Raw genomic sequence first — 19,790 nt, 5'->3', positions numbered from 1 at the left:
TGAGGCTTATTGCTTCTCGGTGAGCTTTTTCAGGCTGGCGAGGCCGGCCTCGAAATCCCTGCCGATCATGCTGTCCATATTGATGAACACCTGCATCACTTTCGACAGGAACGGGGCCGGACCGTACATCGCCCATGTGACCAGTGTGGCATCGCCTTGCGGCACAAAGGTGAACTCGGCGGTGTTGTGGCCTTCGAAAGGTCGCTCGAAATCGAGCTTGATGCGAAGCTTTGACGACGGGTTCGCCTCGAGGATCTCCATGTGGCCGGCCCCGACATTGTTGTTGCCGTCCCAGGCATAGGTCGCGCCCTTGCCGACCGCAGTTCCTCCAAAGATCCGCTTCATGGCGGGATCGCGAGTCTCGTAGGGTGACCAGGCGGTCCAGCGGTGGAAATCGGCGACCACCGGATAGATCGCGTCAGTCGGCGCCTTCACGGCGAGGCTGCGTTCGACGCGGAAAGTGTCGGGTTTCGTCAGGGCAAAGACAAGGATGCCGGCAAGTCCGGCCGCGAGGACGATGGCAATGACGGCAATGGCTCTCAGCATGAGGGGCTCCGTGGATACGGGCTTAGGACGAACGGGGAGCGGTTGGGCCGACAAGTTGCCGGAATGAATTTTTCGATCGTCATTCCGGGGCGATGCGAAGCATCGAACCCGGAATGACGCGTACCGCGTCACTTCGCCTTCGCGCTTTCCTTCGGCTTCGGCTGGCTGTCCCGGATCAGGCGATCGAGATGCATGCGGATGTGGGCGGCCTCCGCGGACGTGTTGGCGAGGGCGATGGCGCGATCGAAGGCGATGCGGGCTTCATCGTTGCGGCCGAGCTGCATCAGGAAGGCGCCGCGCACGCCGTAGAAATGGAAGTAGTTGGCGAGCTTCGGTGCCAAGGGCTCGATCAATTCCAGCGCGGCTTGCGGCCCCCGCACCTTGGAAACCGCGACCGCGCGGTTGAGCGTCACCACGGGAGACGGCTGCACAAGCTCGAGCGCGCCGTAGAGCAGGTCGATCTGCGCCCAGTCGGTCTCCTCCGGCGTCGCCGCTCGCGCATGCAGCGCGGCGATTGCGGCCTGGATCTGATAGGGCCCGCTGCGGCGGTGGCGCATCGCCTTGTCGATCAGCGCAAGCCCTTCTGCGATCATGGTGCTGTTCCACAGCGAACGGTCCTGGTCGTCCAGCAGGATCAGCGAGCCGTCCGCGGCAAAGCGCGCGGCACTGCGCGCGTGCTGCAGCAAGATGAGCGCCGTGAGCCCCATGATCTCCGGCTCGCTCGGAAACAGCCTGAGCAGCAGGCGCCCCAGCCGGATCGCCTCCTCGCAGAGCGGCTTGCGGATCTCGGCGGTGTCGCCGCTCGCCGAATAGCCTTCGTTGAAGATCAGATAAATCATCGCCGCGACACCGGCGAGGCGCTCGGAACGCTCGACCGCGCCGGGCGCTTCGAACGGCGTCCCCGCCTCCGCGACCTTCGCCTTGGCGCGGGTGATACGCTGCTCCATCGCCGCGTCCGAGACCAGGAAGGCGCGCGCGATCTGCTTCACGGTAAGGCCCGAGACGATGCGCAGCGCCAGCGCGATTTGCTGCGTCGCCGGCAATTGCGGATGGCAGCAGATGAACATGAGTCGCAAGATGTCGTCGCGGTAGTGCGAGCCGTCGAGCCGCTCGGCCAGCGCGCCTTCGGCGTCGTCGAGATCGGAGATCGCCTGGTCGTCCTCCGGCAGCGGCTGCTGCTTGCGGGTCCGGCGGACCTCGTCGATGGCGGCATTGCGGCCGACCATGATCAGCCAGGCCGCAGGATCGCGCGGCGGCCCGTTCTGCGGCCAGGACTTGAGTGCGCGCAGCGACGCGTTCTGGAACGCCTCCTCGGCGCTGTCGAGATCGCGGAAATAGCGCAGCAGCGCGCCGACCGCCTGGGGTCGCGCCGAGGTCAGCGCGGTTTCGATCCAGGCGGTGTCGGCCTCGCTCACGTCAGATTCCCTCCGGGCCGGAACACGCCGACGGGACGCACCTCATAGGCGCCGCCGGGATTGGCCGCGCCGAGGTCGCGGGCGACGTCGAGCGCGTCGTCGAGATTCTTGCAGTCGACGATGTAGAAGCCGAGCAGCTGCTCCTTGGTTTCGGCATAGGGGCCGTCGAGCACCAGCGGCGGGTCTTCCTTGCGCAAAGTCGCCGCCGCGGTGGTCGGCAGCAGCCGCGCGACCGGCCCGAGCCGGCCCTGCTTGGTGAGATTCTCCTGCACCACGGCGAGTTTCTTCATCACGGCCTCGTCCTGCTCCTTGCTCCAGGAGCCGACGAAGTCCTCATCGTGATAGCAAAGGATTGCATAAAGCATGGGCGACATTTTCCTCGTCTGTTCTAAAGACGCGCCAATATGCCTCGCCCCGACAGGGCTGCGGAAAGAATTTGCAAGAAAAAACCGTTGGATCGTGCCAAGGAGGGCGCTTCTTCAGCGGAACCCGACGAGGCACTTCGAATGACCATGGGCACACTCGCCGTCCTGATCAACAGCACGCAGCAGAACTGGCTGCCGGAGCGCTGGAAGGCCCGGTTCGACGCCGTCTGCGGCGGCCGCCGCGTGGTGCTGCTGCCGGATGCAGGGCTCGACCCGGCCGAGGTGCACTATGCCACGGTATGGAAGCCAGTCCTCGGCGATCTCGCCGCCTTCCCCAATCTGCGCGCGATCTTCAATCTCGGCGCCGGCGTCGATGCGCTGATGGCGGACAAGAGCCTGCCAAATGTGCCGCTGGTCCGCGTCGCCGTGCCCGATCTGACCGGCCGCATGACCGAATATGTCGTGCTGCACGTGCTGATGCATCACCGCCAGGAACTTTATTTGCGTGACTCGCAGCGAGCCAAACGCTGGGAGCCGAAATATCAATGGCCTGCGAGTGCCGTCACGGTTGGCGTCATGGGACTTGGCACGTTAGGGGCGGATGCCGCCGACGTGCTGCGGCGGCTCGGCTTCCGCGTCGCCGGCTGGAGCCGCAGCCCGCGCACGATCGAGGGCGTCGAGTGCTTCCACGGCACGGACGGAATGGATGCCTTCCTGCGCAAGACCGACATCCTCGTCAGCCTGTTGCCGCTGACGCCCGACACACATGGCATTCTCAACCGCGACGTCTTCACCAAGCTCAACCGCAACACTCCGCTCGGCGCGCCGGTGCTGATCAATGCCGGCCGCGGCGGCCTTCAGAACGAAGCCGACATCCTGGCCTGCCTCGACGACGGCACGCTGGGCGCCGCCTCGCTGGACGTCTTCGTGCAGGAGCCGCAGCCGGCGGACAGCCGGTTCTGGACCCATCCCAGGGTGGTGCTGACGCCGCACAATGCCGCCGACACCGACGCGGACGCGATCTCGGCCTATGTCGCCGAGCAGATCGCGCGGTTCGAGGCCGGCGGTGCGTTGGAGAACGTGGTTGATCGGGCACGGGGCTATTAGACTTAGCCGACTGGTTTTCGCTAAACCTGTCCCTCGAGTTATGATCCCGGATCAGCGCTCGCTACGCTCGCTTGTCCGGGACGACAGCTAGGATTTGGCCCCTACCATCACATCGATCGCGCCCTTCACGATGGCTTCGAGATCCTTTCGTGACACACGCGCGCGCGAGCGTATGGCTATGCTGTGCACGGTGGCTGATGCGATCTGTGCCAGCACGACCGGATCGGCGCTCTCCGGCAACTCGCCCTTCTCCCTGGCGCGGCGGAAGCAGTTCGCAAAGGCCTTGTCGAGCTCGGTGAGCCCGTCAAGCACCATGGCGCGGATCTCGGGATCACCGACGGCTTCCGACGCCGCCGTCACCACCGTGAAGCAGCCACGCGGGCCGGTCTCGCCGGACAGATAGATGTTCAGCGCGGAGGCGAAGATGCGTTCCAGCCGTTGGCGCAGCGGCATCTCCTCGCGAAAGATCGCCGCCATCGATGCCCCCGCCTCCTCGCGATAGCGCTGATAGCTTTTGATGTAGAGCTCGCGCTTGTCACCGAAGGCGCCATAGAGGCTCGGGCGGTTCATGCCGGTGGCCTCGCTGAGATCGTCGAGCGAAGTCGCGGCAAAGCCCTGCCTGCGGAACAGGTCGAGCGCCTTGCCGAGTGCGACCTCGGGCTCGTAGGCCCGTGGGCGGCCGCGGCGCTTGGGCTGTTCGGGCGGCATCGCTGGCGGCCCTTTCGATTTTTGTACCATTTCGCAAATAATCCTTGACCGGCCCCATATTATGCAAGATAGTACAAAAATCAATCTGGCCAGGTTGAGCGAAGATTCAAGAATTGCCCCAAGGAGGCTACAGATGGATCTCTTTTTCTCGCCCCTCGCCTGTTCGATGGCAACACGCGTCGCGCTGTACGAAGCCGGCGCCGCAGCGAACTATCTCGAGGTCGACCCGCCGACCAAGACGGTGCTGAGCGACGGCTCCGACTTCCGCGCCATCAATCCGATCGGCCTTGTGCCGACGCTGCGCACCGACGAGGGCATGGTTCTGACCGAGAACGCAGCGATCCTGCAATATATCGCGGACCGTTTCCCACAATCCGGGCTCGGCGCTACCCAGGGCATCGAGCGAACGCGCCTGCATCAATGGCTGTGCTTCATCGGCACCGAGCTGCACAAGGGCTTGTTCATTCCCGTGCTCGATCGCAAGGCGCCGCAGGAAGCCAAGGCCTATGCACTGGAGAAGAACCTGTCGCGGCTCGACTATCTCGACAATTACCTGAAGGGGCGCGACTTCCTGCTCGACCATTTCAGCGTGGCGGACGCCTATCTCGCCACGGTCATCAACTGGACCATGGCGACGCCGCCGATCGAGCTTGCGAAATGGCCGAACGTGAAGGCGTATTATGAACGCATGCGGCAGCGGCCCTCTTTTGCCAAGGCGATTGCGGAAGAGTTCGAGCTGTACAAGGCCGAGCAGGCACGGAAAAAGGCGGCGGCATAGTTCGGGTTGAACGCCGCATCGCTCTTCGATCAAGACGTCGTCCCTGCCGACAGGACCGGGACGACGTTTGCGTTTCGCAAACTCGTCATTGCGAGGAGCTCTTGCGACGAAGCAATCCAGGATCCTTCCGCGGAGGGATTCTGGATTGCTTCCGCCTTCGCCAAGGCTTCGGCGGACAAGCTCGCTTCGCTCGCAATGACATGCTGCTGATCCCGTCATCCTGAGGTGCGAGACATGGGACGCAACGCGTCCCATGGGGAGCCTCGAAGGATGAACGGCCGAGATGCAGCCGGGCCGTCGCCCTTCGAGGCTTGCTCTGCAGCGCTACGCGCAGCAGAGCGCGCACCTCAGGGTGACGGTCATAGGGTTTTGCCAAACTTACTATCGCAGACACGACTTCCCGCCCTCGCGGCTTGTTTTGCCCGAGCTTTGCTTTCGTCTGGCACCCTCTGAAGCAAGGGCGCAGAGAAGGCCGGGCGCCGGCTGGCACCCGAAGTCCCGCGTGTGCGAGTAAACGCGCACGGGGTGGACGACAGGTGACGCCGGAACGTCCCGGCCTTCCCTGCGCGATGGTTTTCACGGTGTCCTTCGTGCTCTCCTCGGGGAGCGATGCACTATTGCCCCCGTCGCCTTGCGGATGATCGATGCGCGCACCGGTTGGCCGCCACATCTCCGCAGGACTTGACGCCAGAACCCCGGGCGTCAGGACCACACGACTTCTCCGTCCGCGCACATCCCCATCCGCATTCCCGAGGCTGGCGTGCGCTCGCCGTCGGGACCGAACGAAGGACGCTGTCAGCGCCGTGTCGTATCGCGCCTGTCGCTGCTCACGGGTTTCCCCGCCCTGCAGCCACATCGCGCGCCGACGCCGTCGCGGCCACCGCATCCCGGCCCGCGTCCCGTGACGATCGCGAAACGCCCCTTGTGGCGGGCGGGATGTCTCGGCTTGTACGGCAAAACCGAACTTCTGTAAATTCGAATATTTTTGCGGAAAGCTCTCGACCCAGCGCTGGCGTGTTTTGCCCGTCGGGCAACACAACGGATGGTGGGTGGGACGGCCCGGCTCCGGGGCATATGAGGTCTTGGCGGCGCCTGTGCGCGCGCCTTGCCCTTCGAGAGGACCGCGGAGCCTGTCATCGGGCCGCGCTTTGCGCGGACCCGGTGGCGGTCTCCTCAGGGTGAGGCTAAGCGGCACCCTTGCCCGCTGAAATTGCAGTCGCGCACTCCGTCCTCATCCTGAGGGCCCGCCGAAGGCGGGCGTCTCGAAGGATGGCCGCAGCCGAGATCCCGCTGCGCTTTGCCTGCGATTGCTCTGCAATTTACCCGTACAGCACCCGCGGCAGTACCGTGACGATGCCGGGCCACAGCGTCAGCAGCAGCACGAAGCCGATCATGATCATCAGATACGGCAACGTGACGCGCGCGATGTAGCCGAGACCATCTTCGGTGAGGCCCTGGATCACGAACAGGTTGAAGCCCACAGGCGGGGTGATCTGCGCCATCTCGACGGCGAGCACGAGGAAGATGCCGAACCAGATCTCGTCGAAGCCGGCGCCCTTCACGATCGGCAGCACGATCGGCAGCGTCATCACGATCATCGAGAAGCCGTCGAGGAAGCAGCCGAGGATCAGGTAAAAGACGATCAACACCACGATCAGCATGAAAGGTGACAGGCCGAGCCCTTTGACGAAAGCGGCAACCGCCTGCGGGATGCCGAGGAACGCGGCGGCATTGCCGAGGATCGAGGCGCCCAGCACGATCAGCGCGATCATCGAGCACGTCACGACCGAGCCGATCAGCACGTCGCGCATCACCTGCTGCGACATCGAGCCCTGCGCCCAGGCGACCAGCCCCGCGCCGAGCACACCGACGGCCGCGGCTTCCGAGGGCGTGGCGAGCCCGCCATACATCGAGCCGAGCACGCAGGCGATCAGGAACAGTGCCGGCGCGAGATCCTTCAGCGCGGCAAAGCGTTCGCCCCACGGCACCTGCGAGAGCTTGGCCTCCGTCTCCGGCACCATCGCCGGCTTGAGGCTCGTGTGCAGCATCACCCAGCCCATGAAGGTTGCGGCGAGCAGCAGGCCGGGCAGCACGCCGGCCGTAAACAGCTTGAGAATAGAAACGTCGCCGAGTACGCCGTAGATGATCATGATGTTGGACGGCGGGATCAGGAAGCCTAGCGTGCCGGCGCCGGCGAGCGAGCCGATCGCGATGTCGCGCGAATAGCCGCGGCGCAGCAGCTCGTTCAGCGACATCCGGCCGATCACCTGCGTCGTTGCCGCCGACGAGCCCGAGATCGCGGCGAAGATGGTGCAGCCGATCACGTTCACATGCAGCAGCCGGCCGGGCAGCAATCCCGCCCACGGCGCAAGGCCCTGGAACAGCGAGCGCGACAGACGGGTGCGAAACAAGAGCTCACCCATCAGGATGAACAGCGGCAGCGCCAGCAGCTCCTGCGTGGTCAGGATATTCCAGGCGTATTGCGGCAGCAGCTTGTCGAGCGGGATCGAACGGAACATCGCGAGCAGTAGCGTCGCGGTGAGCGCCAGCGTGAGGCCGATCCAGACGCCGCAAGCCAGCAGCGCGAACAGGATCGCAAACAGGGCGACGACTTCGATGGTCATGCGATCTTGAATCCGGGTGCGGGCGAAGCGGTCATTCGACGGGCGAGGCCTTCATGCGGTGATCCTCCAGCGGCAGGCCGAGGACGGCCTGGATCGCGCGCGCCAGGAATTGCAGCGTCAGCAGCAGCATGCCGAAGGTGACGACCGCTTCCGGAAACCACAGCGGCGTGTCGCTCGAGGTCGAGACCTGACCGCGGACATAGGCGCCGAAGGCAAACTTCGCCATCGCCGAGGTCAGGAACGCCATGAAGGCGAAGCCCGCCGCCGCCGAGAGTATCTCGAGCGCACGCTGCACCGGCGCCGGCGCATTCTTGAGCAGCAGCACGACCCGGATGTGCCCGCCGACGCGCAGCGTCATGGCGGCGCCGAAGGTGAAGGACGCCGCCATCAGATAAGAAGAATATTCCCAGGCGATCGAGATGGTCGGCGGGAAGAACGGCAGGAAGTTCGACAGGAAGCGCGTTGCGACCTCGCACAGCATCAGCAGCGTCAGCATCAACAAGCAGCCGCCACCGATCCAGCCGTCGAGCCGGCCGAGACGGTCGATGCCGTCGAGCAGGATACGCAGCGGCACTGGCGCCGCTGCGTTGAGACTCTGCGGAGCTTCGGGCGAGACGCTCACCACGGCTTCACCCTCAACCACGCTTCATGTCGGCGAGATAGGCCTTCACGGGCTTGTCGGCGGCAGGCACGCGCTTGAGGAAGGCATCTAACTGCGGCGCGGTCTTGGCTCGGATGTCCTTCATCATCGCATCCGAAACCGGCACCACTTCCATGCCACCCTCCTTGAGGCGGTTGAGGCTGTCGACGTCGGCCTTGAGCGAGTTCGCCCAGAAGCCCGGCTCCATCTTCGCGGCGATATCCGCGACGAGCTTCTGCTGATCGGCCGAGAGCGCCTTCCACGAGTCGAGATTGACGGTGAGCATCTGCGACGACCAGACGTGGTTGGTCGGGTAGACGTATTTGAGGAATTCCCAGAACTTGCCGTCGACGCCCGATACCGACGATGTGGAGACGCCCGAGACCGCGCCGGAGGCGAGTGCGGGAATCGTTTCGCCCCAGGGGATCATCACGGCCGCCATGCCGATCGCATTCAGCATGTCGACGGCATTCTTGTCGGGCACGCGGATCTTGATGTTCTTGAGGCCGTCGACGTCGGCGACCTTCGCCTTGAGATGCAGATACTGCGTCGGCCACGGCACGATGTAGAGGATCTTCTGGTTGTTGCGCGCGGCGATCTTCTCGTATTCGGGCCGCACGTATTTGTGCAGCACCTTCAACTCGTCGACGGAACCACAGAGAAACGGGATGCTCTCGACGCCCATGAAGGGTTCGTCGCCGACCTGCTGGATGTTGAGGACGTCGGCGAGCGGCACCAGACCGTCGCGCACGGCGCGCAGGTGTTCGGGTCCCTTGAAGCCGAGCTGGCCGCCGGCCTTCACGGTGATCGCGACCGAGCCGCCCGTCTGCTTCTTCACCTCTTCCGCGAAGGCCATCGCGTTCTGGGTGTGGAAATTGCCGTCGGGCCAGACCGTCGACATGTCCCAGCTCGTCGTCGCCGCTCGCGCGCGGGTCGAGATGTGGCCGGCGGCGAGCAGCGTCGCTGCGCCCGCGGTGAAGTTCCGTCGCGTGATCATTGAGCCCCTCCGTTCGCTACGCCCAACGCCGGATGGCGTCACCGCGCATATCCATAAACTGCAGCCGCATTGTCAGCGGACACGAGGCCGCTTTCGATGTCGTCCTTGACGGCAGCCCGATCTCGCTCGGCTGGCGCACCGATGCCGGCACCGCCGGGCGTCAGCACCACGAGACGGTCGTCCGGCGGCACCTCCTGAAAGCCTTTTCCGCGCAGCTTCTTGCCGGATTTAAGCCCTACATAGCCGGCCTCGCCGTTCTTGCCGCCGTCGCGGCCGCGCGGCGGATGATCGATGCGGTCGAATGCGGCCAGGATATCGAACGGCGCATCGACGCCGCTGCCGACCTCAATGATCTGGCCGAGGCCGCCGCGGGTGCGCCCTGCCCCGCCGGAATCCGGACGCAGCTCCTTGCGCCAGAAGATCAAGGGCGTCTGCGTCTCCGCGATCTCGACCGGCGTGCCGCGCACGCCGCTGGGATAGGCGGTGGCCGACAGCCCGTCCTTGCCGAAGCGCGCGCCGGTGCCGCCATTGGACGTCACCGCCATCGAGAATCCGTAATTGCCTCCGACGCCCGAGCGGGTCTGCCCGCGCACATTGAGATTCCACAGGCAGGAGGTGCCTTCGGCCGGCACGCGCTCGGGAATGATCTGGCGCAGGCAACCGAACACGACGTCGGGCAGCATCTGGCCGATGATGTGGCGCGAGGCGACCGGCGCGGGCTTCGGCGCATTGAGGATCGCACCCGCAGGCGCCGACACCGTCAGCGGCGAGAGCGAGCCGGCATTGTTCGGGATCTGCGAGGCGACGACGCAGCCGAGGCCGAACACGGTGTAGGCCGTGGTGTACGAAAGAGGCACGTTGATGCCGAACTTCGAGGCGGCCGAGGTGCCGTCGAAATCGACGTGGATGCCGGTATCCGAAATCGTCAGCGTCGCGGCCAGCGTCACCGGGGCATCGTAGCCGTCGACCACCATGGTGTTGCGCCAGCTGCCCTTCGGCAGCTTTGCGATCTCGGCCAGCACGGCTTCGCGCGCGCGGTCGCAGATGTAGTCGCCGAGCTCGTCGAGCGTGTCGATGCCGAACTCGGTCATCATCTCGACCAGGCGCTCGCAGCCGACGTCGTTGCAGCCCGCGAGCGAATAGGTGTCGCCCTCGGTATCGATCGGCAGCCGCGTGTTGGTGCGGATCATCGCCATCAGCGTCTCGTTGACGACGCCCTGATCGATCAGCTTCAGCATGGGGATGTAGAGCCCCTCCATGAACACGTCGGTGGCGTCGGGACCGAAGCCGATGCCGCCGATGTCCATGAGATGGCTGGTGCAGGAGAACAGCGCCACCGGCTTGCCGTCCTTGAAGCAAGGCGTGGTGACGACGAAGTCGTTGAGGTGGCCGGTGCCCATCCAGGGATCGTTGGTGATGTAGGCATCACCCTCCTTCATCGTCTCGATCGGGAAGTGGTTGATGAAATGCTTGACCGATTCCGCCATCGAGTTGACGTGGCCGGGCGTGCCGGTCACCGCCTGCGCCAGCATCCGTCCCCTGAGGTCGAACACGCCGGCCGAGAGGTCGCCGCATTCGCGCACGATCGGGCTGAAGGCGGTGCGGAGCAGCACTTGCGCCTGCTCCTCGACCACGGCGATCAGCCGGTGCCACATGATCTGAAGGTCGATCAGGCTCGCGCCATTTGCCTTGCTCATGATCAGGCCGCCTTTCGTTCCATGACGATGCTGCCGGCACCGTCGATATGGGCGTCAAAACTGGTGGAGACGAAGGTCGAGGTCTCGTCCTCCGCAATGACGGCGGGCCCGGCAATGGTCGCGCCGGGCGCCATGTCCTCGCGGCGGTAGAGCGGGATCTCGATCACCTCGCCGGCGCGGCCATCGAAGAATTTGCGGCTGCCGACAGCCTTGGCCGCCGGCTTGCGCGCGACCGCCGCAACGGCAGGCGGATTACGCGCCTCCGTCGTAGCGAGCACCGACCAGCTCAGCACCTCGATAGCAGCACCCGGGATCGCCCGCTCGAACATCGCGGAATAATCCGCTTCGAACTTCTGGCGCAGGCCGGCGAGATCGGCCGCCGTCAGCCGCCGATTCGGCAGCTCGACCGAGATCTCGTGACCCTGGCCGACATAGCGCATGAAGGCAGCGCGGCGCTCGCGCACCGGTGCTCCGGCCGCGCCAGGCTCGACCAGCGCGCGCGCTTCGGTCACCATCTCCTGCAACAGGTCGGAGACCGCTTCGGTGTCGAAATCGTCGAGCCGGACATGACGGCTGCGCACCAGTTCATAGGCGATCGGCGCGGCCAGGAACCCGACGGCCGAGCCGACGCCGGCATTCGACGGCACGATCACCCGGGAGACGCCGATCTTCTCGGCAACACGCGCCGCATGCAGCGGCGCGGCGCCGCCAAAGGCGATCAACGTGTGCTGGCCGACGATCTCCCCGCGCTCGACCGCGTGCACGCGCGCCGCGCTCGCCATGTTCTCGCAGACGACTTCATGAACGGCATAGGCCGCGGTTTCCGCGGACAGGCCGAGCGGCTCGCCGACGTCGCGGAGCAGCGCCTGCTTGGACAGCTCCGGATCGAGCTTGATCGTGCCGGCCGCAAACGCATCGGGATCGATCATGCCGAGCGCGACGTCGGCATCCGTCACGGCGGGACGCTGGCCGCCGCGGCCGTAGCAGGCGGGGCCGGGCTCCGACGAGGCGCTCTCGGGGCCGACAGTGACGCGCTTCATCGCGTCGACATGGGCGATCGAGCCACCGCCGGCGCCGATCTCGACCATCTCGATCACGGGAATGCGCACCGGCAGACCGGAGCCCTTGAGAAAGCGCGCGGCGCGATCGACCTCGAACACGCGCGAGGTCTCGGGCTGATACTTCTCGATCAGGCAGATCTTCGCGGTGGTGCCGCCCATGTCGAAGGACAGCACCTTGCTTTCGCCAAGCCGCGCCGCGATCTGCGCCGCGAAAATGGCGCCGCCGGCGGGGCCGGATTCGACGAGACGCACCGGAAAGCGCCGCGCCGTCTCGATTGAGGTGACGCCGCCGCCGGAGGTGACGAGGTAGATCGCGCCGCGGAACTGCTCGACCTGCAAGGCGTCGGCCATGCGGGCGAGATAGCCGTCGATCAGGGGTTGCACATAGGCATTCGCGACCGCAGTCGAGGTGCGCTCATATTCGCGGATCTCGGGACACACGGCCGAGGACACGGTCACCGAGATGCCAGGCATCTCCTCGGCCAGAATCGCGGCTGCACGCCGCTCGTGCTCGGGATTGGCGTAGGAGTGCAGGAAGGCGATCGCGACGCTCTCGACGCCCAGCCCACGCAATTTCGGCGCGAGTGCACGCACCGAAGCTTCGTCAAGCGGGAGGCGGACGACGCCGTGGGCGTCGACGCGCTCGGGCACGGTGAAACGCAGGCTGCGCGGCGCCAGCGACTTCGGCTTGTCGATGCCGAGATCATATTGATCGTAGCGGCTCTCGGTGCCGATATCGAGCACGTCGCGAAAGCCTTCGGTCGCGATCAGGGCCGTCCTGGCACCGCGGCGCTCGATGATCGAGTTGGTCGCGAGCGTCGTGCCGTGAATGAAGACGTCGATGTCGCTGATATGCGCGCGCGCGTCAGTGAGAATGAGGCGCATGCCGTCCAGCACCGCCTGTTCAGGCCGCTGCGGTGTCGTCAGCAGCTTGCGCGTCTTCCGTACCTCGCCCACGTCCAGCACGATGTCGGTGAACGTGCCACCGATATCAACGGCAAGCCGCACCTCGGCTCCCTCAAGCATTCCAAATTCTCCGCGCTGATCGTCAAGACTGGTTCAAAAACGCAGCAATTTCCATGCCATGGCCGACGAGGAAACGCCGCGTCCGGCCATTCTGCTTGGCACCTATGCAATAGGCAAGGCGTGTTCGGCGCCCGCGCGATCAGAGCAGGAATGCAAGCGCCGCTTCGCAGCGCTCCTCGACCTTCAGTGTGAGGAGATCGTCGGCGCGGGTGCGGCCGAGATTGACCGCCGCGATCGGAATGTTGCGCTGCGCGGCAGCCTGCACGAAGCGGAATCCCGAATAGACCATCAGCGAGGAGCCGACGATGAGCATCGCGTCGGCCTGCGACAGATGGTCCCGCGCGGTGGCGACGATGTCGCGCGGGACGTTCTCGCCGAAGAACACGACGTCGGGCTTGAGGATGCCGCCGCAGGCTTCGCAAGGAGGCACCTGGAAGGACGAAAAATCATCGTGCTCCAGGTCGGCGTCGCCATCCGGTGCATCGGCGGCATCGAGCGTCAGCCACGCCGCATTCGCGCGGCCCAGCGCCTGCTGAAACTCATCGCGCGGCGTCTTCGCCCCGCAGCCCATGCAGCGCACCAGGTCGAGCCGGCCATGCAGGTCGATCACCTGCCGATGGCCGGCGGATTGATGCAGCCGATCGACGTTCTGGGTCAGCAGCATCCCGCACCGGCCGTTCGCCTCGAGCCGGGCCAGCGCATGATGCGCATCGTTCGGCTTTGCCTGCCCGAACCGCCGCCAGCCGATCAGGCTGCGGGCCCAATAGCGCCGGCGCGTCTGCTCGTCCGACATGAAGGACTGAAAGTTGACCGGCTGGGTCCGCTTCCAGTTGCCGTTTCTGTCGCGATAGTCGGGAATGCCCGAATTGGTGCTGCAGCCGGCGCCGGTCAGCACGAACAGCCGTTCGTGGCGGTCGACGAATTTTTCGAGCGCGGAGCTTGCCAGCGGAGCACTTGCCATGGCGCAGATGTAGTCTGCGCCGGGCGGTTTTGCCAGATCATTGAGGTCCGCGGCGCGCAGCAGCCCGGCCAGGCGGCTATCGCGGGGACCGGCGGCCCGTGAGATCCACCGAACGAGCCTTGTCTTGTCCTGCAATGCGGGCGGCTTGCTGCAGCGTCAGCCGGAATTCGTCCCGCTTCTCGTGCACCGACGCGATCGCGTGCCCGACCGCAACGCCGAGGCCGACCAATGCGGCTTCGGAAAGCTGCAGACTTGCCTCGATGGTTTCCGGCACCGCGTCGGTTGCGCCGATCGCATAGAGGTGGCGGGCATGATCGGCGTCCCGCGCACGTGAAACGATCAGCACATCCGGGCGCACCGCGCGGACCCGCTCGACGACCGCATCGATCGCCGGCCGCGACTGGATGGTGATGATCACACCGGTCGTCTGCATCAGGCCGCAAGCCTCCAGGAAACCCGGTTCTGTCGCATCGCCAAAATAGACCTTGTGACCGTCGCGGCGGTCACGCGCCACGGCGACGGCCTCGTGATCGACCGCGATGTAGTTCAGGCCGTGGCTCGTCAGCAGCGAGCAGACGACCTTACCGACGCGGCCGTAGCCGACCACGATGGCCTGTGCCCGGTCGCCGGGCGGCCGAACCGCGAGTTCGGGATCTGGCGTGCGCTCGCTGCCAAGCTTGGCGCCCAGCCGTCGTCCGAGCATGTTCAAGAACGGTGTCAACGCCATCGTCACCGCCGTGATGGCGACGGCAAAGCTCGACACGCGAGGCTCGATCAGGCCGCCAGCCGCCGCCATTCCGATGCTGACGAAAGCGAATTCGCCGACGGGGCCCAGCAGGAAGCCGCTCTCGATCGCCGCCGGCCACGAGAGCTTGAAAATGCGGCCCAGGACAATGAGCACGATCGCCTTGCCGGCGAGAAGGCCGACAACGGCGGCCAGCAGCCATCCGGGCTCGCGCATGAACACGCGGAAGTCGATGGCCATGCCGACAGTGAAGAAGAAGATGCCGAGCAGCAGGCCCTTGAACGGCTCGACCGTGGCCTCAATGGCCTTGCCATACTCCGTTTCCGCCAGCATCAGTCCCGCAACGAATGCTCCGAGCGCCATCGACAGGCCGGCCTGGTGCGCGGCAAGCCCCGCGCCGACAATGACGAACAAGGTCGCAGCGACGAACAACTCCGTCGAATGGGTGCCTGCAACCATCTGGAGGAGCGGACGCATCAGGAGCCGTCCGAGCAGAATGAGGACAGCGACCGCCAGCGCGGCTTTCAGGATCGCACTGGAGATGTGCGTCAGGACGGAGCCATCATTCCCCGCGCCGAGCACCGAGACGAAGACCAGAATGGGAACCACTGCAAGGTCCTGGGCCAGCAGAACCGAGAAGCTAGCGCGCCCGGTCGTGGTCGCAAGCCGCCTCTCGCTGGACAGGAGCTCGAGCACGATCGCCGTCGAGGATAGCGCAAGGCTGGCGCCAAGGATGACGGCCGCGTCGGAGCTCTGCCCGGAGAGGAGCGCCGCACCGAAAATCATCGCGGACGTCATCAGCACCTGCAGGCCGCCAAGCCCGAACACCAGGCGTCGCATCGTGACGAGCCTTCGGAAAGACAGCTCGAGCCCGATCAGGAAGAGCAGGAACACGATACCGAGATTTGCGATCCCCTCTACGTTCTCTGCGTCCGCCACCGTGAACCAGTACAGGAGCGGGAGGTCCTTTACGAGCGAGCCAAGCCCGAGCGGACCCAGGATGGCGCCGGCACCGAGATAACCCAGCACGGGATTGATGCCCCAATGGCGGACAATCGGCACCACGACACCGGCAGTGCCGAGGACCACCAGCGCGTCACTGTAGGCATTGATGTTGATATTTGTGGTCACGAGCCCTTCATGTGTCGGCGCTTGCCAATAGCGGCAGCGTCGTCCACGGTCGATAGCACACGGCGCCGCAGACCCCCAATCGGCCCGCCCGCCATCCCCACAGTCACAAACTGAAGTCAGCTCGCCCAATTCTCCCGGAATTCGGGAAACAACGTCAGGCCTCCGCAGGCGTAGAGGGTCTGCCCGGTGATGTAGCTCGCATCGTCGGAGGCCAGGAAGGCGAACACAGCGGCGATCTCTTCCGGCGTGCCGACGCGCCCCATGGGAATGTGGCTGGTGACAACGCCGCGCTTCTGGGGATCGCCGGTCCAGGCCGCGTTGATCGGCGTGTCGATCGCGCCCGGGCCGACCGCATTCACGCGGATATTGCGGCCGGCGAACTCCAGCGCCAGCGTACGCGTCAAATTGGCCATGCCGCCCTTGCTGATCGAGTAAGCGAGATAGCCGGGCTTTGGTACGATCTGATGGACGCTGGAGCAGTTGATGATGCTGCCGCCTGCGCCGCGCGCGACGAAATGGGCGAGCGCCTTCTGCGCGCAGAGCACGGCGCCGTTGAGATTGACGTCGATGATGCGGCGATAGGTTTCGATGTCGAGCGCTTCGCTGGGCGATTCCCGCTGGAAGCCGGCATTGTTGACGAGACAGTCGAGGCGCTTCCAGCGCGAAAGGATCGTCTCGAACATCGCCGCAACGTCCTGCTCATTGCTGACATCGGCCTTGACCATGATGTGATCGAGCTTGCCATGGCCGCGATCGCCCGATGCCGTCCGCGCGAGCGCAAGCGTCTCCTCGGCCCTTTCAGGATGGTCGAAATAATTGATGGCAACAGTCGCGCCTTCCTGGGCGAGCCGGATGGCGACGGCGCGGCCGATGCCTTGTGAGGCGCCGGTCACCAGCGCGTATTGGCCGACAAGGCGCGAGGGAAACGAAGTCGAGCGATCGGGTTGCGGCATGGGTTCTCTCCGGAATGCCTCATCATCGGCGGAAGGCGCCTTTTGTTCCATCTCCTCAGCGCATCGCTGGGATTCATTCCGCACGTCTCGCCAGCGGCGAGGTCAGGATCTGATACAAGATGATGGCGCCAAAGGTTGCGGTGCCGATCCCGCCGATCGTGAATGCGCCGAATTTGAGCGTCAGGTCGCCCGCGCCCGCGGTCAACGCCAGGGCGGCGGTGATCAGGTTTGCAGGATTTGCAAAGTCGACCTTATTCTCGACCCAGATCCGGCCCGCCATCGCCGCGATCAATCCGAACAGCACGATCGAGAGGCCGCCGATGACGGGCCCGGGAATCGACAGGATCAGCGCGCCGAATTTCGGCGAGAAGCCGAGCAGGATCGATACAATGGCCGCGAAGGCAAACAACAAGGTGGAATAGACCTTCGTCGCCGCCATGACGCCGATATTCTCGGCATAGGTGGTCACGCCGGTGCCGCCGCCGCAGGCTGCGACGATGGTAGCTAAGCTGTCGGCGAACAGGGCGCGGCCGAGATAGGCATCGAGGCTCCGGCCCGTCATCGCGCCGACAGCCTTGATGTGCCCAAGGTTCTCGGCGACGAGGATGACCGCAACCGGCGCGATCAGGAAGATTGCGTCGGCCTGGAAGGTCGGCGTGGTGAAGCTCGGCAGGCCGAACCACGGCGCGGCCGAAAGTTGCGCGAAGTCGACCGGCTTGCCGAAGCCGAGGCCGTTCGCGAACAGCAAATACAAAAGATATCCGCCGATTGCGCCAAGGATGATCGGCAGCCTGCGCCACAGGCCCGGCGCGGCCACGGCGACCACGCCAATGATCAGAACGGTCGCGAGCCCGATTCCCGTGTCGAACCCACCGGCGCTCACCGCCTTGACCGCCACGGGCGCGAGGTTGAGGCCGATCGCGGCGACCACAGCGCCGGTGACGGCCGGCGGCAGCAGTCTCTCGATCCAGCCGACCCCCGACCACATCACGATCAGCGCGATCGCGCCGTACAGCACCCCGGCGCCGACGATGCCGCCGAGCGCAACTGACAAATTCGGGTTCGGTCCCTGCCCGGCATAGCCGGTGGCGGCAATGACGACGGCGATGAACGCGAAGCTCGATCCGAGATAGCTCGGCACGCGCCCGCCGACGATGACGAAGAAGATCAGCGTGCCGATGCCGGAGAACAGGACCGCAACATTGGGATCGAACCCCATCAGCAGCGGCGCGATGATCGTCGAACCCGACATTGCGACGCAATGCTGGAAACCGGACACTGCGGTCTGGCCCCATGACAGCCGCTCCTCCGGCATGATCACGCCCGAGGTCTTGAGTTTCCAGCGCGGAAAATAGCCTCGCGTTTGCTGATCGGAGCCGATTGCAGTTGCCATGTTCCCCCCAATTGCGGTGCAGCGATTGATCTTCGTGCGATCCGACAAAAATGTGATTGTCACTTCTGCGGCGGCCATCACATGGTGCAGGTCATGCAAGATCCCATCCTGCAAGATCAATGCGTTCCGGGACACACTCTATGACACAAGTCGCGATCCAGCCAGCCATCCGGCGTCGGCATCAGCCCTGGTATAAGATCCTTTACGTCCAGGTCCTGATCGCGATCGTGCTTGGCGTACTCGTCGGCTATTCCTACCCTGATCTCGGCAAGGCGCTGAAGCCGCTCGGCGACGGCTTCATCGCGCTGATCAAGATGATGATCGCGCCGGTGATCTTCTGCACCGTGGTGCACGGCATCTCCTCGATGGGCGACCTCAAGCGTGTCGGCCGGGTCGGGCTGAAGTCGCTGATCTATTTCGAAACGGTCTCGACCGTTGCGCTCGCGGTCGGCCTGCTCGTCGGCGAGGTTCTTCAGCCCGGACACGGCTTCAACATCGATCCCGCCACGATCGATCCGAACTCGGTGGCGACCTACGTCACCAAGGCAAAGGAGGAAGGCATCGTCGCCCATCTGATGGCGATCATTCCCGACAGCTATCTGGGCGCGATCGCGCGGGGCGATCTGTTGCAGGTGCTGTTGATCTCGATCCTCTCGGGCTTCGCCATCGCCTTCCTCGGCAAGGCCGGGGAACCCATTGCGGACGCGATCGACAAGGCGGCGAAGATGTTCTTCGGCATCATCCGCATCATCGTGCGCGTGGCCCCGATCGGCGCTTTCGGCGCGATGGCGTTCACCGTCGGCGCCTACGGCCTCGGCTCGCTGCTCAACCTCGCGGCCCTGATCGGGACGTTCTATCTCACCAGCATGCTGTTCGTGCTGATCGTGCTCGGCGCGATCGCCCGGCTCGCCGGCTTCTCGATCCTGCGTTTCATCGCCTACATCAAGGACGAGCTGCTGATCGTGCTTGGCACCTCATCCTCAGAAACGGTTCTGCCGCAAATGATCCAGAAGATGGAGCATCTCGGCGCCTCGCGCTCGGTGGTCGGCCTCGTGATCCCGACCGGCTACAGCTTCAACCTCGACGGCACCAACATCTACATGACGCTGGCGACGCTGTTCCTGGCGCAGGCGACCAATACGCATCTGACGATCTGGCAGGAGCTCGGCATTCTCGGCATCGCCATGATCACGTCGAAGGGCGCCTCGGGCGTGACCGGCGCCGGTTTCATCACGCTCGCCGCGACGCTCTCGATCGTGCCTGACATCCCGATCCAGTCGATCGCGATCCTGGTCGGCATCGACAAGTTCATGAGCGAATGCCGCGCCCTGACCAATCTGATCGGCAACGGCGTCGCCTGCGTCGTCATCAGCATTTCGGAAGGCGAGCTCGATCGCGACGCCCTGCACGAGACCATGGCCCATCCGCTGGAGATCGGCGAAGCGCTGGAGCCGGGTGGAAGCGCAGCCTCATAGGCCCGCGCACGGGGAATGCGAAGCCCAGTCCAACGCGGTAGTTTCCCGGAGTAGAAAATTGATGCGACACGCGTCACAACACTCGGGTTGGGATCACGGATTGATACTCATTTTTTCCACCCGACGCGCTGGGGGCAGAGCGTCGGGTTTTTGATAATCACTGCCATA

General features: G+C 64.9%; 16 protein-coding genes. 3 read left to right on the top strand and 13 right to left on the bottom strand.

Annotation, left to right across the window (positions count from 1 at the left end; translation table 11 throughout):
• Positions 1-6: 6 nt before the first annotated feature.
• From IVB26_RS08790 to IVB26_RS08780, 3 genes are all read right to left on the bottom strand, one after another.
• Complete coding sequence (locus tag IVB26_RS08790; RefSeq protein WP_247971314.1) at positions 7-546, bottom strand: SRPBCC family protein; 540 nt, start codon at positions 544-546, stop codon at positions 7-9.
• Between the two features lie 128 nt (positions 547-674).
• Positions 675-1,961 (bottom strand): RNA polymerase sigma factor, encoded by a 1,287-nt coding sequence (locus IVB26_RS08785; protein WP_247971313.1) that lies wholly within the window; start codon positions 1,959-1,961, stop codon positions 675-677.
• Positions 1,958-2,326: a YciI family protein gene (locus tag IVB26_RS08780; protein WP_247971312.1), complete on the bottom strand. Its 369-nt coding sequence runs from the start codon at positions 2,324-2,326 to the stop codon at positions 1,958-1,960. The genes IVB26_RS08785 and IVB26_RS08780 overlap by 4 nt, the downstream gene beginning before the upstream one ends.
• Before the next feature lie 141 nt (positions 2,327-2,467).
• Here IVB26_RS08780 and IVB26_RS08775 point away from each other — a divergent pair, with 141 nt between their 5' ends.
• Positions 2,468-3,433 carry a 2-hydroxyacid dehydrogenase gene (locus IVB26_RS08775; protein ID WP_247971311.1) on the top strand — a complete coding sequence of 322 codons (966 nt, stop codon included), beginning with the start codon at positions 2,468-2,470 and terminating at the stop codon, positions 3,431-3,433.
• Positions 3,434-3,520: 87 nt separating this feature from the next.
• Here the strand turns inward: IVB26_RS08775 and IVB26_RS08770 are convergent, their stop codons facing one another.
• Positions 3,521-4,171 (bottom strand): TetR/AcrR family transcriptional regulator, encoded by a 651-nt coding sequence (locus IVB26_RS08770; protein WP_247971310.1) that lies wholly within the window; start codon positions 4,169-4,171, stop codon positions 3,521-3,523.
• Positions 4,172-4,274: 103 nt separating this feature from the next.
• Here IVB26_RS08770 and IVB26_RS08765 point away from each other — a divergent pair, with 103 nt between their 5' ends.
• Positions 4,275-4,919, top strand: coding sequence for a glutathione binding-like protein (locus tag IVB26_RS08765; RefSeq protein WP_247971309.1), 645 nt, complete (start codon positions 4,275-4,277; stop codon positions 4,917-4,919).
• A gap of 1,319 nt (positions 4,920-6,238) precedes the next feature.
• Here the strand turns inward: IVB26_RS08765 and IVB26_RS08760 are convergent.
• From IVB26_RS08760 to IVB26_RS08720, 9 genes are all read right to left on the bottom strand, one after another.
• Positions 6,239-7,543 (bottom strand): TRAP transporter large permease, encoded by a 1,305-nt coding sequence (locus tag IVB26_RS08760; RefSeq protein ID WP_247971308.1) that lies wholly within the window; start codon positions 7,541-7,543, stop codon positions 6,239-6,241.
• Between the two features lie 31 nt (positions 7,544-7,574).
• Positions 7,575-8,168, bottom strand: coding sequence for a TRAP transporter small permease subunit (locus IVB26_RS08755; protein ID WP_247973117.1), 594 nt, complete (start codon positions 8,166-8,168; stop codon positions 7,575-7,577).
• Between the two features lie 10 nt (positions 8,169-8,178).
• The gene (locus IVB26_RS08750) at positions 8,179-9,180 is read right to left on the bottom strand and encodes a TRAP transporter substrate-binding protein (RefSeq protein ID WP_247971307.1); all 1,002 of its coding nucleotides are present in this window, start codon (positions 9,178-9,180) and stop codon (positions 8,179-8,181) included.
• Between the two features lie 38 nt (positions 9,181-9,218).
• Positions 9,219-10,877 (bottom strand): hydantoinase B/oxoprolinase family protein, encoded by a 1,659-nt coding sequence (locus IVB26_RS08745; RefSeq protein WP_247971306.1) that lies wholly within the window; start codon positions 10,875-10,877, stop codon positions 9,219-9,221.
• A gap of 2 nt (positions 10,878-10,879) precedes the next feature.
• The gene (locus tag IVB26_RS08740; protein WP_247971305.1) at positions 10,880-12,964 is read right to left on the bottom strand and encodes a hydantoinase/oxoprolinase family protein; all 2,085 of its coding nucleotides are present in this window, start codon (positions 12,962-12,964) and stop codon (positions 10,880-10,882) included.
• A gap of 139 nt (positions 12,965-13,103) precedes the next feature.
• The gene (locus IVB26_RS08735) at positions 13,104-13,925 is read right to left on the bottom strand and encodes an NAD-dependent protein deacetylase (protein ID WP_247971304.1); all 822 of its coding nucleotides are present in this window, start codon (positions 13,923-13,925) and stop codon (positions 13,104-13,106) included.
• 76 nt (positions 13,926-14,001) lie between these two features.
• Entirely contained in the window at positions 14,002-15,801 is a 1,800-nt protein-coding gene (locus tag IVB26_RS08730; RefSeq protein ID WP_247971303.1) for a cation:proton antiporter domain-containing protein, read from the bottom strand.
• Between the two features lie 116 nt (positions 15,802-15,917).
• A complete protein-coding gene (locus tag IVB26_RS08725) occupies positions 15,918-16,754 on the bottom strand; it encodes an SDR family oxidoreductase (protein ID WP_247971302.1) in 837 nt (278 codons plus the stop codon).
• Positions 16,755-16,827: 73 nt separating this feature from the next.
• Positions 16,828-18,147: a solute carrier family 23 protein gene (locus IVB26_RS08720; RefSeq protein ID WP_247971301.1), complete on the bottom strand. Its 1,320-nt coding sequence runs from the start codon at positions 18,145-18,147 to the stop codon at positions 16,828-16,830.
• 140 nt (positions 18,148-18,287) lie between these two features.
• On the opposite strand from IVB26_RS08720, the gene IVB26_RS08715 reads away from it, so the two are divergent.
• On the top strand, positions 18,288-19,622 hold the full coding sequence (locus IVB26_RS08715) for a dicarboxylate/amino acid:cation symporter (protein WP_247971300.1): 1,335 nt from the start codon (positions 18,288-18,290) through the stop codon (positions 19,620-19,622).
• Positions 19,623-19,790: the final 168 nt, after the last annotated feature.

Origin of the sequence: Bradyrhizobium sp. 195 (genome assembly GCF_023101665.1) — a bacterium.
GTDB lineage: Bacteria > Pseudomonadota > Alphaproteobacteria > Rhizobiales > Xanthobacteraceae > Bradyrhizobium.
The sequence above is the reverse complement of the archived record's forward strand: the minus strand, read 5'-3'. Positions and strand labels throughout refer to the sequence as shown.

Coding starts and splice junctions, on each gene's coding strand:
- IVB26_RS08745 (WP_247971306.1), bottom strand. CDS start 10,877: ATGAGCAAGGCAAATGGCGCGAGCCTGATCGACCTTCAGATCATGTGG.
- IVB26_RS08790 (WP_247971314.1), bottom strand. CDS start 546: ATGCTGAGAGCCATTGCCGTCATTGCCATCGTCCTCGCGGCCGGACTT.
- IVB26_RS08740 (WP_247971305.1), bottom strand. CDS start 12,964: ATGCTTGAGGGAGCCGAGGTGCGGCTTGCCGTTGATATCGGTGGCACG.
- IVB26_RS08780 (WP_247971312.1), bottom strand. CDS start 2,326: ATGCTTTATGCAATCCTTTGCTATCACGATGAGGACTTCGTCGGCTCC.
- IVB26_RS08725 (WP_247971302.1), bottom strand. CDS start 16,754: ATGCCGCAACCCGATCGCTCGACTTCGTTTCCCTCGCGCCTTGTCGGC.
- IVB26_RS08770 (WP_247971310.1), bottom strand. CDS start 4,171: ATGGTACAAAAATCGAAAGGGCCGCCAGCGATGCCGCCCGAACAGCCC.
- IVB26_RS08765 (WP_247971309.1), top strand. CDS start 4,275: ATGGATCTCTTTTTCTCGCCCCTCGCCTGTTCGATGGCAACACGCGTC.
- IVB26_RS08715 (WP_247971300.1), top strand. CDS start 18,288: ATGACACAAGTCGCGATCCAGCCAGCCATCCGGCGTCGGCATCAGCCC.
- IVB26_RS08735 (WP_247971304.1), bottom strand. CDS start 13,925: ATGGCAAGTGCTCCGCTGGCAAGCTCCGCGCTCGAAAAATTCGTCGAC.
- IVB26_RS08750 (WP_247971307.1), bottom strand. CDS start 9,180: ATGATCACGCGACGGAACTTCACCGCGGGCGCAGCGACGCTGCTCGCC.
- IVB26_RS08720 (WP_247971301.1), bottom strand. CDS start 18,147: ATGGCAACTGCAATCGGCTCCGATCAGCAAACGCGAGGCTATTTTCCG.
- IVB26_RS08775 (WP_247971311.1), top strand. CDS start 2,468: ATGACCATGGGCACACTCGCCGTCCTGATCAACAGCACGCAGCAGAAC.
- IVB26_RS08760 (WP_247971308.1), bottom strand. CDS start 7,543: ATGACCATCGAAGTCGTCGCCCTGTTTGCGATCCTGTTCGCGCTGCTG.